We start from the raw sequence: 15,290 nt of genomic DNA on the forward strand, positions 1-15,290 counted from the left end.
CGTATTCTCGGCCACAAACCGCCGTTCACATGCGACGACGGCTGGACATTCAGGCGTCGGCTCCGCCCCCGTAACCGGCCATCCGAGTCGGTGTCCCCTCTGGTTACGCATTTGCTGACGGGCAGCACAATATTTTCCGGTCGGCAGACTGGCACCACCAAGCGCGGGGGTTCGACTTCGCGGGGGATGGCACCGGGAAGACCGTACCGCGTTCTCGCCACGTGTGCCCAGAGCAGACGAACGCCGAGCTGGTTGCCCGTCATTTGTGTCTGAGCGTGCGCACCATGCAGCGCCAGTTGAATTCGGCCGGCACCAGCTTCTCGGATCAGGTGGAGGAAGTCCGTGGAGAACTTGCCGTGCGCTACATGAGCAATCCCAGCTATCCGATCGGACGGGTCTCGGCGCTTCTCGGGTATGCGCAACAGGGATCGTTCACGAACTGGTTCGTGTCTCGCTTCCACATGACGCCGCGCCACTGACGCGCGAGCCATTCGAAATGATGAGGCGCGCCGCAAGTGAAGACAAAAAAACGGAGGGTGATGCACTGAACATCACCCTCCGTTCACGCGGTACGCGCCATGGCCATCCGGTCATGCGGCACGAAGCTTCACATACCGGCCCGGCGCGCTCTCGATGGTCTTGTACTTTCGATTGCCGAGCTTCGCACGCGCCTCGACCTGTTCGCCGGAATGCTGTTTGACCCAGTTTATCCAGTGATTCCACCAGCTGCCGCGCCGCTGAACCGCCGTTGCGCGCCAGTCGTCGGCATTCTCGTCGCAGGTATCGTTGGTCCAGTAGCTGCGTTTGTTCTTCGACGCCGGATTGATCACGCCGGCGATATGGCCGCTTGCCCCCAGCACGAACTCAGTTTGACCGCCCAGTAACTGCGTCGATCGATACGCGGATCGCCACGGCACGATGTGATCTTCGTCGGCCGCCATCAGATAGCTCGGCATATCGATGTTGCCGAGATCGACGGGCGTATCGCAACAGGTCAGTTTGTTCGGCACGCACAGACTGTTTTCGAGGTACATGTTGCGCAGATAGTAGCTGTACATCGGGCCGGGCAAATTGGTCGTGTCCGCGTTCCAGTAAAGCAGATCGAACGCAGCCGGGGTTTTGCCTTTCAGGTAGTTGTTCACGACATACGGCCAGATTAGATCGTTGGCACGCAGCGACTGGAATACGAAGCCGAGTTCGCGCCCGGAATAAAGCCCGCCACCACCGATCGTCCGCTCGCGCAGCGACACACCCTGCTCGTCGATGAAGACGCCGAGATCACCCGGGTCATTGAAGTCGAGCAGCGCCGTCAACAGCGTCAGGCTCGCCACGGGGTCTTCGCCGTTCGCCCGCATGATCGCCAGCGCCGACGACAGCATCGTGCCTCCCACGCACCAGCCCAATGCGTTGACCTTGTCGGCCCGGCTGATGGCACGCGCGACGCTGATCGCCTGCATCACGCCATCCTCGAGGTAGGCGTCCCATGTGGTCTGCGCCATGTCCTGCTGCGGATTGCGCCAGGACACGACGAACACGGTCAGCCCCTGCTCGCAGGCGAAGCGCACGAAGGAATTCTCCGGCTGAAGATCCAGAATGTAGAACTTGTTGATAGACGGAGGAACGATCACGAGCGGTCTTGCGGCGACCTTCGGCGTCAGCGGTGCGTACTGGATTAGCTGCAACAGATCGTTTTCATAGACCACCGCGCCGCTCGATGTGGCGACGCTGCGGCCCACTTCGAACGCGCTTTGATCGGTGATCGAAATCGAGCCGTTGCCCAGGTCGTCGAGCAGTTGCGTCAAGCCCGCGAGCAGACTCGATCCGCCCGATTCCACCGCCACCCGGATGACCTCGGGATTCGTCACGGCGAAATTCGCGGGGCTCGCGAAGTCGATGAATTGACGCGTGAAAAAGCGCAGCTTGTGCTTGTCCTTTTCATCGAGGATGCTCGCCTCGACGAGTTCCGCGAGCGCCCGGGCATTGATCAGATAGCTCTGTTTCAGAAGGCTGTACCAGCCGTTGCTGGACCAGTCGTCGTCGTGAAACCGCCGGTCTCCATGCTCGGGCTCGGCGACCGACTTCACTGCGGGCCGCGCGCCGATCAATCCGGCGACGGCGTCGCCCCACAGTTCAGCATGCTGTTGCAGGTATTGGGTGCTCGCGTGCGTCATGGTGCCTCGCGCGACGAGCCCGTGGGTATCGATGTCAGCGCGCTCGGCGTCGAGCACCTTCGTCGCGGGCCAACCCATGACGGGCGAAATGCGCCAGAAATCGAAGCCGGCGTTGACCCAGCCCGTGGAGAACTCGTGTGGCATGCTAAATGGCATTCTCATGGCGAACTCGCTGTCATCCGTTGGCGACGGCGCAAGCCGCGCTCGCCTCGACACGGTCGGCGCACGACGTCGGCATCACCACGGCGTCGCCTTCGATCACCACCTTGCCGCCGACCGTGCAAACGGTGGACAGCACCACGCGGCGTTTGTCGTGAATCAGTTCCTTGACGGTCACTTCCGCCTGAACGGTGTCGCCAGGTCGAACTGGCGCCTTGAAACGCAGGTTCTGACCGAGGTAGATCGTGCCCGGGCCAGGCAGCCGCCCCGCGATTGCCGCGGAGATGATGCTCGCGGTCAGCATCCCGTGAGCGATGCGCCCCTTGAAGGGTGTCGTTTGCGCAAACTCCTCGTTGATGTGGACCGCGTTGATGTCGCCCGACGCGCCTGCGAACAGCAGAATGTCCGCCTCCGTGATGGTCTTGGCGAAATGGGCGCTCATGCCCGGTCGCAGGTCTTCGAAATCGTATCCGTTAAGCTCATTCATGATTGTTCCACTTGTCGGGCAGGTGTTTGCCCTGTGCTGGATGCGTACTACGCATGGGGACGGGGATCTCACCGCTGGATGCGGTTAGCCCAGAGCGTGCTCGAGTTCCGGCACGACGGCGAACAGATCGCCAACGAGACCGTAATCGGCGACGCTGAAAATCGGCGCTTCTTCGTCCTTGTTGATCGCGACGATGACCTTCGAGTCCTTCATGCCCGCGAGGTGCTGGATCGCACCCGAGATGCCGACCGCGACGTACAGTTGCGGCGCGACGATCTTGCCCGTCTGGCCGACCTGATAGTCGTTCGGCACGAAGCCCGCGTCGACGGCCGCGCGCGAGGCGCCCAGCGCCGCGCCGAGCCTGTCGGCCAGCGGTTTCAGCACCTTCGTGTAGTTCTCGCCGCTGCCCAGACCGCGGCCACCCGACACGATGATCTTCGCGCTGGTCAGCTCCGGACGATCGAGCTTCGTCACTTCGCGGCTCACGAACTGCGAGATGCCTGCGTCGGCTGCCGCTTCGATCTTCTCGACCGCTGCGCTGCCGCCAACGGCGGCGACTGCGTCGAAGCCCGTAGAGCGCACGGTGATGACCTTGAACGGATCCTGAGACTGAACCGTGGCGATCGCGTTGCCTGCATAGATCGGGCGTTCGAACGTGTCGGCGCTATCCACTGCCGTGATGTCGCTGATCTGCGCGGCGTCGAGCTTCGCGGCGATACGCGGCGCGATGTTTTTGCCGTAGGCGGTGGCCGGCGCGAGGATGTGCGTGTAGTGCTTCGCCGCATCTTGCACCAGCGTCAGCACCGTTGCTTCGACGTTTTCCGCGAGGCCCGCGGCGAGTTGCGGCGCGTCGGCAAGCAGCACTTTCGAAACGCCGGCGATCTGCGCTGCCGCGTCGGCCGCGGCCTGCGCGTTGTGACCTGCGACCAGTACGTGAATGTCGCCGCCAATCTTCTGCGCCGCTGCAATCGTATTCAGCGTCGCGGCCTTGATCGACGCGTTGTCGTGTTCTGCTATTACCAGGTTCGTCATCTGCTCTGTCTCCGCGTTCTACTTAAAGCACCTTGGCTTCGGTCTTCAGCTTCTCGACCAGCGTCTTCACATCCGGCACCATCACGCCGGCGGAGCGCTTCGGCGGCTCGGCGACTTTCAGCGTCTTCAGACGCGGCGTGACATCGACGCCGAGCTCCTCGGGCTTGATCGTTTCCAGCGGCTTTTTCTTCGCCTTCATGATGTTCGGCAGCGTCACGTAGCGCGGCTCGTTCAGGCGCAGATCAGTGGTGACCACAGCGGGCAGCGTCAACGACAGCGTTTCCGCGCCGCCGTCCACTTCACGCGACACCGTTGCCTTGCCGTCCGCCACGACCACCTTCGACGCGAACGTCGCCTGCGGCAGATTCGCGAGCGCGGCGAGCATCTGGCCGGTCTGATTGGAGTCGTCGTCGATGGCCTGCTTGCCGAGGATCACCAGCTGCGGCCGCTCCTTGTCGACCAGCGCCTTGAGCAGCTTCGCGACCGCGAGCGGCTGCAGGTCTTCGTTCGATTCGATCAGGATCGCGCGGTCCGCGCCGATCGCAAGCGCCGTGCGCAGCGTTTCCTGCGCCTGCGTCACACCGGCCGACACGGCGATCACCTCCGTCGCGACGCCCGCTTCCTTCAGACGCACGGCTTCTTCCACCGCGATTTCGTCGAACGGATTCATCGACATTTTCACGTTCGCGATATCGACGCCCGTACTGTCCGATTTCACGCGGACCTTCACGTTGTAATCGACCACTCGCTTGACTGCTACAAGAACTATCACAACACTCTCCTTCCATATCGACAGGGCCGAGCCCTACCGCTTTAAATGGCACATCACGTCTCTTGATCGATCAAAACTGGTCTTCGCGCAGCGCCAATGCGCCTTCGCCGTCGCGAGCGCCGCGAATCGCCGCTTCGAGCGCGACTGCACCAGGCAGCACCTGGATCGCGAAGCTGTGCGCGGTCGCGATCTTCGCGTCATAGAAAGCCGGATCTTCATCGCGTTTGTCGGCCGCGAGCACGAGCGAGCGTGCGACTTGCCAACCCGCGAGCACGATGCCCGCGAGCATCAGATAGGAGACACTGCCCGCGAACACCGCGTTCGGGTCGCTTTTGACGTTCTCGACCACGTAGCGCACCGCGCTGTACAACGCCTCGCGGCCGGCGGACAGATGACGATGCATCGCCTGAAAAGCCGCGCTCGAAGCATACGAGGGGTGCGCTTGCACCGCGGCCAGGGCCGCGTCGATCTGCGCGAGCAGCATCCCGGCCACCTCGCCGTTGTCGCGCATGGTCTTGCGGCCGACGAGGTCGTTGGCCTGGATCGCCGTCGTTCCTTCGTAGATCGGCAGAATGCGCGCATCACGGTAGTACTGCGCGGCGCCGGTTTCCTCGATGAAGCCCATGCCGCCGTGCACCTGCACGCCGAGACTCGTCACCTCCAGCGACATCTCCGTGCTCCAGCCCTTGACGATCGGCACCAGGTATTCGTAGATCGCCTGATGATTCGCACGCGTCGCGCCGTCCGGATGACGATGCGCGAGATCGCAGTGCGACGCCGACACATAGGCCAGAGCGCGTGCGCCTTCGGTCAGCGCGCGCATCGTCGAGAGCATACGCCGCACGTCGGGATGCTGGATGATCGCGACCGACTGCTTCGCGGAGCCATCCACGGGACGGCTCTGCACGCGCTCCTTCGCATACGCGACGGCCTGCTGGTACGCGCGATCCGAGATCGCCACGCCCTGTACTCCCACGGCGAAGCGCGCCGCGTTCATCATGATGAACATGTACTCCAGACCGCGGTTCTCCTCGCCGACGAGCTGCCCGATAGCGCCGCCGTGATCGCCGAACTGCAGCACGGCGGTCGGGCTCGCCTTGATGCCGAGCTTGTGTTCGATCGATACGCAGTGCGCGTCGTTGCGCTCGCCTAGCGAACCGTCTTCGTTGACGAGGAACTTCGGCACGACGAACAGCGAAATGCCTTTCACGCCTTCAGGCGCGCCCGGCGTGCGTGCGAGCACCAGATGCACGATGTTTTCCGTCATGTCGTGCTCGCCCCAGGTGATGAAAATCTTCGTGCCGAAGATCCGGTACGAGCCGTCGCCCTGCGGCTCGGCGCGGGTGCGCACGAGCGAGAGGTCGGAGCCGGCTTGCGGCTCGGTCAGATTCATCGTGCCGGTCCATTCACCGGAGATCATCTTCGGCACGTAGCGCTGCTTCAGCTCCTCGCTACCCGCCGTCAGCAGCGCTTCGATCGCGCCGTCGGTCAGGAGCGGGCACAGCCCCAGCGACAGGTTGGCGGCGTTGAGCATTTCGATGCAGGGCGTCGACAGCAGCTTGGGCAGATCCTGACCGCCGTATTCACACGGATGTTGCAAACCCTGCCAGCCGCCTTCGCCGAACTGGCGAAACGCGTCCTTGAAACCGGCCGTGGCGGTCACCACGCCGTCCTTCCAGGTGCTCGGGCTGCGGTCGCCGTCGACGTTCAGCGGCGCCAGCACGCCTTCGTGCAGCCGCGCGGCCTCTTCGAGCACCGCACGAGCGGTGTCGGCGGTTGCCTCCTCGCAGCCGGGCAAGCCCACCAGTTGGTCGATTCCGGCCAGTTCCGTGAGTGCAAACAACATTTCTTTGAGAGGCGCGACGTAGCTCATTACCATTCTTCCGATCAGATAGTCCGTAGGGGGAAAGTCACCCGTCTGGCACCGATGCGGCCGGGGTAACGTATGGCTGAATCGTAGCGTCGGACAGGCCCTGCCCGGTTGTCCAAACCGGACGATCTATTGACATCTCTGGCCATGTCGGGGAGAGTAGGCGCCCGTGGGAACTGCGTCAGCGGGTGTTGCCGACGCATCGATATGACGCGATCAGCCACCCCGGCGATAGGCCGCCGGGGTGCTGCCGGTCCAGTGACGGAACGCTCTGTGGAATGCGGTGGGGTCGCCGAAGCCGACGTCGCCCGCGATGATGGCGATGGGCTCGTGCGTGCCCGTCAGGCGCTGAATCGCTATGTCGCGGCGCAATTCGTCCTTGAGCACCTGGAACGCCGTGCCCTCGGCGGCAAGATGACGGCACAGCGTTCTGACCGAGCAGTGCAGACCTTCCGCCGCCTCTTCGATGGAGGGGACGTCGGGCAGCCGGGACGCAAGATGTTCCCGCACGCGATAACTGAACAGCTGCTCGTTGAACGAAACGAAGATCCAGTCTTCCGGCGCGCGAGCGAGAAACCTGCGCAGGTTCGCCTTGCGCTGACGCACGGGCAGGTCGAAATAGCTACTGCTGAACTGCATCGAGGTCTGAGCGCAGTCGAACTTCGCCGGTCCGGGAAACAGATAAAGATACTCGAGCGCGTGAGCGGGACGCGGAAAGGCGAACTGCACCTGCAACAATGCAATCCGCTGACCGATCAGCCAGGACGCGATCCCATGCGCGAGCTTCAGCACCAGTTCCTGGCCCAGCATGCCGAGTTGCGCTCCCGTGCTTCCCGGACGCAGCGCCAGGCTCGCGACGAGGTTGCCGCGGCGCGACTCGAAGCGGAAGTCGTCCAGCACGAGATGGAAGAACTGGCCGAACCGGTGCATCGCGGTTTCGAGATTCGGCGCATCGAGCAGGCTCAGGCAGAGAAACTTGAGCGCGCCGCTGCGCAGCGGGCGCGAGAAAACGCCGGGCATCTCATCGTCGAGTTCGATCGCGAGCGAGCGGTAGAGCGCGGAGAACTGTTCCTCGGTGACGCGCGCTCCAGACTGGTCCAGAAGCGCGCGCGGGATGTGCGCGGCCGACAGATGCCGGTCGACGATATCTGGCCGCGTCCCGACGCTACCGAGGAACCCATTGACGAGCGAGATCGGTACGGTTGCGCCAGGAGCTTGCATGAAAGGGTTCCGCGAGGCGAAGACGCATCAGCATAGCGCCTCCCGCCGCATCGTGGCGAGGGTTCAGCGAATCGCTACGCGAGTGCCGCGTTCGGGGCCCCGTGGTTCCGGTAGCTTGCCGCCTATTGCGCCGATGCGTGCGAGCGCAGATATGGCACGTAGCCGTTCTGAATCTTCAGGATCTTCTCGGCGCACTCGTCATAGTCGTCGCCCTTCGCGCTGTCGGGCCCCTACATGCCGCGGCACTGCGCGAACAGCGACAGCGGCGCGCCGCCCGTGCTCTTGTTCGCGCGGGTCGCTGAGAAAGCTGCTTTGCCCGAATCGTAGGGCACGTCAGTATCGACCGCGACCGCGTCCGCGCGGATCACGTGCGTGTCGGAATGCTGCACGATATAGCGTTTCGTCGCCGCCCACGCGGCATCGCAATTCGCCGGTGTGCAGTCGATCACCGCGTCGCGTTGCGCGGCGCGGAGGCAGAACGCCGCAGAAAGCAGGCACCGTTTGAAACGCCCCCCGCTCTTCCCGCTAGCGACGGACAACTTAACAACGGGTTTGGGTCAAATAGCCAACTATCGGGAAAGTGAGACCAACAAGCCCTTGGGGATGCCGTTGTATGCGGCAGTCGAGGCAGGCTTGATAATGCTAATTATTGCGCACAAGATCCCAAGTCTCCCGCCTGACACGACTACATCGCTGGTTGAAAAGTATGCGACGACCTTCACTGCGTGGGCGAAATTGCTTGAAACGGATTTTCAGTCGCGGCTAGACGTTGCCAACAAGCAGACGGCATTTCTGCGCGATTTTCCGTACCGCGGAGCCTTGGAGGGGGCAGGACCCGAAGGCTCGGGATTTGCGAATTTACAGGCAAAGGGCCAATCTATATGCTACGCGGTGATCGATGGCGGGCTGGATACGCCATTTGCGTTCGTGCGGGCAGAGTCGGAGAACTACAATCTCCCGAAAATGAGACACCTACATCAGCGTTCCCTCCGCCCTATCTCTTTCGTTCGATTCGCACCTGCGGGGGCGGCATGATTTCGACCCAGGTTTTTTGTGCGGGGGCGAATGGCGCTGCTGTGCGAGCACTAGCAATGGTCGGGGATCTTAATGCACGGCGTAACAGGCTTCCCGAAGAATTGGAGCAGATGAGGAAGCTTCAGCTTGTCATTGAGAGCATCACAATGGCGCCTGGCCGGATAAAGGAGCTTGCGCGACCAACGCCCTAGAATTCACTATTGACCCCAGCCAAGCGCGGCGGAAGCTTCATGCGACTAACAGCGACAAACATCTCGAGCGACCGGCCAAGATGAATGTCGGCAAATCGGACGTTCTGCTTGACGCTGTCCAGATTCGTCGATGCCCGTGAGAGATCAATGGCTCATGTGTTTCGGAAGCGGCCGTTGACCATGCTCTGCCTTGAATGACGGCCGTGGGTCGATTTAGTGCGTTCTCCGTCGGCCCGCGTTCGGCCATGAGGGGTCATTCGTCCGTCGGGTCACCCGGACATTCGGATGGCGGCTCCGCCCCATCAAACGGCCATTCGACTGCCGGAGGTGAAGGTTGCTTCATAGAGCGCCACTTCGGTCAGCCGAGCCTGCCGATAATTGGCCGATCTTGAACCGGTCCATGAAAAATCGAACAGGCGCTGACCTTGAGGGTTGTTCGACGCCTGCCGGCACGCGGCGCAGCATGTTCACAGTCATGGCGACCACGGCGGGCAATCCAACAACCCTCAACGAGCCAGGACAGTCGTGCCGGCGTCAACGAGAGGAGCGTAGTTCAAAGCCAAGTGCCGCCTTGGCGTTCGGTCGGTTCTTGTGCAAGGGCGTCGAAATCGTGAATCCAGTCCAGATGATGCAGCAGGCTGTCGCGTGCGCGAAGGCGGGCGTTGCGCGCCTGCGCCTCGGGTCCGTCCGGCAGATGCAACACGTCAGCCGTCGATATCGAGGCGTATTGCACTTTGCGCGTGCGACCCCGCCGCAACCGCTCGTAGGCCTCCTGCGCCTCGCGCCAGCGACCCGAGCCCGCCTTGGCCAGCTGCGCAGCCAGCACCACGGCATCTTCGATCGACTGATTGGCGCCCTGGCCGTGGTGCGGCACGAGCGCATGCGCCGCATCGCCGATGAGCGTCACGCGGCCCTTGCTCCAGCGCCCGAGCGGAGGACGATGGAACAGGCCCCAGCGCTGGCTGATCGGCACCGCCTTGACCATCTGCACCACCGCCGGATGCCAGTCCTTGAACAGGCGCAGCTGCTCACCCTCACTCGCCGGCGTGACCCAGTCGCGCGACGCCCACGGCGAGGGATGGCGCTCGACGAGCAGAAAGTTCTGGTCGCCTTTGTCGCCGATCGGATAGTGAAGCAGATGGCCTTGTGGTCCGACCCAGAACTGAATGGCTTCGGGATCGGGCAGCAGATCCATGCGTCCAGCCGGCACTACGCCACGAAAACCTGAGCAGCCCGAATATAGGGCGTCGTCGTAGCCGAGCATCCAGCGCCGCGTGATCGAGCGCGCCCCGTCCGCGCCGATCACCAGATCGGCGTCGATGTGCCGACCGTTGGCGAAACTCAGACTCACACGATCCGGATGCTGCACGAGATCGGTCAGCCGATAGCTGAGATTGATGCGATCGAGGCCGACCGCGTTTGACAGCACGGCCTGCAGGTCCGCGCGGTGTACGCCCCAATAGGACCCCCCGAACTGCTGGCGATAGTTCGGTTCGCCACGATGCTGTCCAATCACTTCGCCGCTGCGCCCGTCCCGATAGATCAGCGCGGGTATTTCAGCGCACACCGCGTCGAAGGCCGCACGCAGTCCCATGCGCTCGTAAGACCGCGTCGCATTCGCCGACAGCGCGACTGCCGCTCCGACCTCGCGAAGCTCGTCGGTCTGCTCGTAGAGCTGCGCGTCGATGCCATGTTCTCGCAGTGCGAGAGCGAGCGTGAGGCCGCCGATGCCAGCACCGATTATTGCGATCTTCAGATTCAGATCCAGCTGGTCCATGGGGTGTCTCCAGTATTCAGACTGTATGTTTGAGTCGGCACGGCACGCATACTGTGCTGAAGTCGGATGCGTGCGCCGTGTCTGAATTCTCGGCACTGGTCGTCCATTTCACAATAAAATGGGGTGAATCTGCATCATCACTGAAATCAATGAGCCTGGGATCCCCGCGTCATGAAGCTGAGTGAAGTTGATCTCAATCTGCTGCTGCTTTTCCAACGGTTGATGCAGGAGCGGCGAGTATCGACCGTGGCCGAGCAGATGAACATGAGTCAGCCCGGCGTCAGAAACGCCCTCGCCAAACTGCGTCGACGGCTCGGTGACCCGCTGTTCGTGCGCGGGCCAGGCGGAGTAGTGCCCACGCCGTTCGCGTTGCGCCTGGCAGAGCCGGTTTCTCAGGCGCTCGCGATCCTGCACGCCGCACTCAATCCTGAGACCGGTTTCGATCCGCTGCGTGTCACGCGCACGATAACGATCGGCATGACCGATATCGGCGAGGTCGTCTTTCTGCCCGCGCTCGTCGAACGACTGTCGCGCGAGGCGCCGGGCATCGCGCTCAATACCGTTCGCGACACAAGCGTCAATCTGAGCAACGAGATGGCCGAGGGCCGGGTCGATCTCGCCATCGGCCTGCTGCCGCAGCTCAAGGGCGGCTTCTATCAGCGCCGCCTGTTCGATCAGCGGTATGTCTGCCTGTTCAGGCGCGGCCATGCGCTCGAAGATGCGCCGCTCACGCTCGCTGCCTGGCGTGAAGCCGAGCATCTGGTGGTGGTGTCCGCCGGCACCGGACACGGTCAGGTGGACGATTGGCTGAAGCGGCGAGGCGTGCAGCGCCGGGTGCGATTGACGGTGCCGCACTTCATGAGCGTCGGCTACATCCTGCAACGCACCGATCTGATTGCAACGGTGCCGGAGCGACTGGCCTTGCAGCTGGCAGCGCCGTTCTCACTGAGCCTGCGCGCATTGCCCTCGACGTTGCCCGCCGCGCCGATCCATTTGCTCTGGCACGCGCGAGTCCAGCAGGACGAAGGCAATCGCTGGCTGCGCGGGGTGGTGATCGACCTGTTCGCGGACTCGGCGCTGCAAACGCGCAGAACGAAGTCCGTGAAAAAAAGCTCGTAGTTCGAAACAAGACATCGGGTCGAGCGGCCTGATCGAGGCGCTCGAGCGAGCATGTGACTGGATCTGGCGCCATAAACTGCCGCTCATAGGCGTCGTCGGTTGGTCATTCCGGCGTCGGCTCCAACCCGCAAGCGGCCGCTGACAGTGCGCCGATTCCACCGTCAGTTGCGGGTAGCTTGCTGCTGATCGCGGTCTCGCAAGGTGCGGTCTGAGCATGCTGTTTGCGTCAGACAGCGATCGGCCAACTGCGGACGTTGGTTCGCGCCTTCATGAGGGCATTCAAATGTCGGCTCCGCATCAGACAGCGGTCCTTCGTGTGCAGAATATGTCAGTCACGTCTCCGATCAACCCTCACGGCACGATCATCCTCACCACGGCTAGCCCATGGACCCGAGAAAGCATTCCTGCAGAGGAGCTTCACGCACCTTCACCGCGCCCGTGCTGCAAGGCGCGCAATCATCCGATCGGCCATCGCGCGGTCGATGACTTCGAATGAGCGGCTCGCGCGCTCATAGGCATACATGTCGCCAGTCGCGATGTCGAACCACCAGCCGCTCAATACCAGCGCCCCGGCAGTGACCTGCTGGTGGACTATCGGGTATGTCATCAGATGCTCAAGCTGCACAAGTACGTTGAGCTGCGACAATTGATCGTGCGGTTTCAACCTGTCATCGAGCGGACCTTCGTGTTCGAGGCGAAATGCTGCGTTGTTGGCGTGGTACAGCCATTTATCGAGGTTCGGCGCTTTCAGCTTGGCGTTGCGTGTATACACGGCTTTCATCGCACCGCACTCGGAATGCCCGCACACAACAATATTCGCGACTTTCAACACTAGCACTGCGTACTCGATTGCGCTTGCCTCGGAAAGGTCACCGGTAGAGGTCCCCTCCGCAGTTGCTGGTGGTATCAGGTTGCCGACGTTGCGCATCGTGAACAGATCGCCCGGATGGGTCGAGGCAAGCAGGTCCGGTACAACCCGGCTGTCCGAGCACGTGATGAAGAGCGCATCAGGTGTCTGCGCAAGCGCCAGTTTGCTGAACTGCTTCGCGTATTGCGGCAGCATTTTCTCGCGGAATTCAACGATGCCCATGATGAGTTTGCGCATGGCTTGCCTCCAAAAGGGCTAGTTGTTTGCTGTCGAGGCTGCCGAACCTCCAAGCCCTTGCGAGTCGGGGATGCGGGCCAACGCCAGGTCCTCCGGAAATGGATGCGTCGTGGTGATCGCGCGGTCGATCAATGTTAACTCAACCCGCAATGCGTCATGACGATGCGCCGGCAAGCTCTGGATGAGGTTCTCTATCGCCGCGCGCAGACGACGCGCGATTTGAATGCTGCCCGCGCCATACTGTCGTATCTCGCGGAAACTGATATGCACGAAATCTTCCCAATTGGGCGTCCGCAAGATCACGCGCACCCGCCCTGACCTGTCCTCAATCTCTTCGACGCGCAGAGACCGTTTGCCCACCATGCGCAATAGTCGGTGTAACTGATCGATTGCGAGCACGGCCGTGGTCGGATCGTTGATTGCCGCCGACAGCGCTTTTAGCGCAATATCGACCAGGATGCGAAACGCGAACATAGGGTCCTGCTCCATCGTGCGCTCCGAGCCGAACGCGACAAATGTGAGGAGCCGCTTTTCGTTGATTTCGCTAGCGTTTCCGTACAAATAAAAGAGGGGTTCGCCCACTGCGACGAAATCGCCGACTTGTGGCACGAATTCGATGACTATGTCAGCACGCCGGGCCTTGGCCACCAGCATTTCCAGATTCACGGCCAGAACGATGCCGGATTTGCCGCGCTGATGAACAATGCGATCAGGTGCGCCTCGCTCCTTGTCAAGTTCCGACGGGGTAGTTACACCCGTAGCCGGGGCGGGATAAACGCTCTCGATGACCGCGATCCCTTGCTCGCCAACGCGAGCCACGAGGCTCACGGGACGCAGAAATTTCGCCGCGTAATCAATCAGGAAAAGGAAAGCAACGAGGGAAACGAATCCGAATAGCGCTGTAATGAACACTTGAAGCTGGTGTACCTCATTCTCACCCATCCAGCTCTCCGTTCTATTGGCGAACAGCAGTGTGAAAACGAATAATCCCGAGATGCCACGGATGATGTTATCGCGCAGCAGTGTCGTCGCGATGATCCGAGGCGTGTACTGCCCACCCGCGACCTGGATTGCGACGAGCAGCGAACCGAACGTAAATACCAGAAACGCCAGGTCTGCGGAAACGATGTCACCGAGCAACGATCGCGCCCCGGTCATGGACAACCCAAGAAAGCCGGTTTTCGGATCAAGGGTTCCTTGTCTGATCATCCACCTTCCCACCATTTCAGAAACAGGCTTCACCACGGCATCGATCGCGACTGCGATGAACGGCACAGTCCATAGCGAAGATCTTAGGTAGCTCTTTAAGCTGTACCAGCGATTCCAGTCCATGCTTGCTCTCTCCCTACGATTCATATTGCAGCGGAGACCAGGGTATTCGCGGTGCGTCAGGTGGCATGAAAGGAGACCTGAAAGGAGATTTCCCGACCGGGTACGCGCATGACCGCCTTCGCACCACGGCCGCTTCCTCCAGTGGTGGCGAGTTCCCGGCTGGCGAGGATCAGGCTTCGGATGCGTGAACGTTCCTTATACGATCAGACACCTGAACTTCAGGCCGGTCAATGAGACCTTCGTCCAACAGGTCAGGGACATCGCGTCGCTGACCGGCGACGCCGCGGCGACACGGCGGGACGCATCCGCCGCCAGCTCGACCACTTCACGACCGTACCGCGCGCTGTTGATCGTTGCGTACGCCCCGGGACCTCGCGTGTAACTGCCGCGCGCTGTGCTGTTCGGGACGCTACCCGAATCCCGTATGGTGCGAGGTTCATTACGAGTAGCGCGAAGCCGTCTTTCGTCATGTGCACGGTGCGCCGCGACTGGCCTTGCGTGTCTACATATGCGCCGATTGAAAATTCAACTCACGGAATTCATCGGGGCACTCAAGACAAAGATTGTCGTATGCCTGTCGAGTTTCCACTATGACGCTTCGATGGGTTCCTGGATGTGGAAGGCTGACGGCGACGGGACGCTGAGCAGGGAAACCACGCGTATCGCAGCGCCTCGCGTCTCGCGCCACGGCCTCGATCGCACCGAAGATTCGGATTGGCGGGATCCAATCGACTTTCGCGAAACCGCGATCAACAGTTGTGGGCAACGATTTTCAGCCGACCGTTCAACACCTCAAAGCAGCCGCAGAGGTGACTCCGGGTGGAAGGTCCGGAGTGGGTCGGGAATACGCACTTCCGGCTGGCCGCTTCCAGGCAGCGGAATTCCACTGGCCGCTTTCGAGCGATGAGGTTGAAGAGCGGACTGACGCAGCCCGATCCGTTTCAGCCCCTCAGTTCGTTTCTGTGAATGTCACTGCCGCGCTCGAAAGCGGCCGTTCTACCCACGCCGGGCGTCGGACG

At 61.9% G+C, this 15,290-nt stretch carries 10 protein-coding genes and 2 pseudogenes; 2 read left to right on the plus strand and 10 right to left on the minus strand.

Annotated features, from left to right (window positions below; all coding sequences use genetic code 11):
* Positions 1-230: 230 nt before the first annotated feature.
* A pseudogene (locus tag B0G81_RS07700) lies at positions 231-479 on the plus strand (helix-turn-helix domain-containing protein); the annotation flags it as partial.
* Positions 480-590: 111 nt separating this feature from the next.
* On the opposite strand, the gene phaC reads toward B0G81_RS07700, so the two are convergent.
* From phaC to B0G81_RS07740, 8 genes and pseudogenes are all read right to left on the minus strand, one after another.
* Complete coding sequence (phaC, locus tag B0G81_RS07705) at positions 591-2,333, minus strand: class I poly(R)-hydroxyalkanoic acid synthase (protein WP_208328514.1); 1,743 nt, start codon at positions 2,331-2,333, stop codon at positions 591-593.
* A gap of 13 nt (positions 2,334-2,346) precedes the next feature.
* On the minus strand, positions 2,347-2,817 hold the full coding sequence (locus B0G81_RS07710) for a MaoC family dehydratase (protein WP_134134096.1): 471 nt from the start codon (positions 2,815-2,817) through the stop codon (positions 2,347-2,349).
* Between the two features lie 84 nt (positions 2,818-2,901).
* Entirely contained in the window at positions 2,902-3,849 is a 948-nt protein-coding gene (locus tag B0G81_RS07715) for an FAD-binding protein (protein ID WP_134134097.1), read from the minus strand.
* Positions 3,850-3,871: 22 nt separating this feature from the next.
* A complete protein-coding gene (locus B0G81_RS07720) occupies positions 3,872-4,621 on the minus strand; it encodes an electron transfer flavoprotein subunit beta/FixA family protein (protein ID WP_134134098.1) in 750 nt (249 codons plus the stop codon).
* A gap of 70 nt (positions 4,622-4,691) precedes the next feature.
* Entirely contained in the window at positions 4,692-6,494 is a 1,803-nt protein-coding gene (locus B0G81_RS07725; protein ID WP_134134099.1) for an acyl-CoA dehydrogenase, read from the minus strand.
* Between the two features lie 213 nt (positions 6,495-6,707).
* On the minus strand, positions 6,708-7,712 hold the full coding sequence (locus tag B0G81_RS07730; RefSeq protein WP_134134100.1) for an AraC family transcriptional regulator: 1,005 nt from the start codon (positions 7,710-7,712) through the stop codon (positions 6,708-6,710).
* A 122-nt stretch (positions 7,713-7,834) separates the two neighbouring features.
* Positions 7,835-8,185, minus strand: a pseudogene (locus tag B0G81_RS45560) (hypothetical protein); the annotation flags it as partial.
* A 1,306-nt stretch (positions 8,186-9,491) separates the two neighbouring features.
* Positions 9,492-10,715, minus strand: a complete 1,224-nt coding sequence (locus B0G81_RS07740) for an FAD-dependent monooxygenase (RefSeq protein ID WP_134134101.1) — start codon at positions 10,713-10,715, stop codon at positions 9,492-9,494.
* Between the two features lie 171 nt (positions 10,716-10,886).
* Here B0G81_RS07740 and B0G81_RS07745 point away from each other — a divergent pair, with 171 nt between their 5' ends.
* Entirely contained in the window at positions 10,887-11,834 is a 948-nt protein-coding gene (locus B0G81_RS07745) for a LysR family transcriptional regulator (protein WP_134134102.1), read from the plus strand.
* A 427-nt stretch (positions 11,835-12,261) separates the two neighbouring features.
* On the opposite strand, the gene B0G81_RS07750 is transcribed toward B0G81_RS07745, so the two are convergent.
* Entirely contained in the window at positions 12,262-12,939 is a 678-nt protein-coding gene (locus B0G81_RS07750) for a carbonic anhydrase (RefSeq protein ID WP_134134103.1), read from the minus strand.
* A gap of 18 nt (positions 12,940-12,957) precedes the next feature.
* Positions 12,958-14,271, minus strand: coding sequence for a DUF2254 domain-containing protein (locus B0G81_RS07755; protein ID WP_134134104.1), 1,314 nt, complete (start codon positions 14,269-14,271; stop codon positions 12,958-12,960).
* Positions 14,272-15,290: the final 1,019 nt, after the last annotated feature.

It is taken from the genome of Paraburkholderia sp. BL6665CI2N2 (assembly GCF_004366535.1).
Classification (GTDB): Bacteria; Pseudomonadota; Gammaproteobacteria; order Burkholderiales; family Burkholderiaceae; genus Paraburkholderia.